Raw genomic sequence first — 254 nt, forward strand, 5'->3', positions numbered from 1 at the left:
GAACTCGACCTATTTCATCGTCCGGGACAAAAAAGGGAGAATGGTAGGAAGCATAAGAGTGTTCAGATGGGACAAACGAACTCCCACGCCCATGCAGAAAATTTTCCACATATCCCCATTGGAGAAGGTAGGAGACACGCCGAGAACCTCCTTCTGGCACATCGGACGATTCGCCATTGATTCCACCTCCGGCTTCCCCTCCGTCACATTGTTCAAACAGCTCATGACCCTCGCCGTGGCTCCAATACTACGGG

At 52.0% G+C, this 254-nt stretch carries 1 protein-coding gene; it reads left to right on the forward strand.

The genetic code is table 11. The features are described from left to right. Positions 1-180 (forward strand): hypothetical protein (locus ACX9YW_RS23270; RefSeq protein WP_460351133.1); only part of this gene is annotated, 180 nt, incomplete at its 5' end. Positions 181-254 lie beyond the last annotated feature (74 nt).

This window comes from Pseudoneobacillus rhizolycopersici (assembly GCF_054786815.1).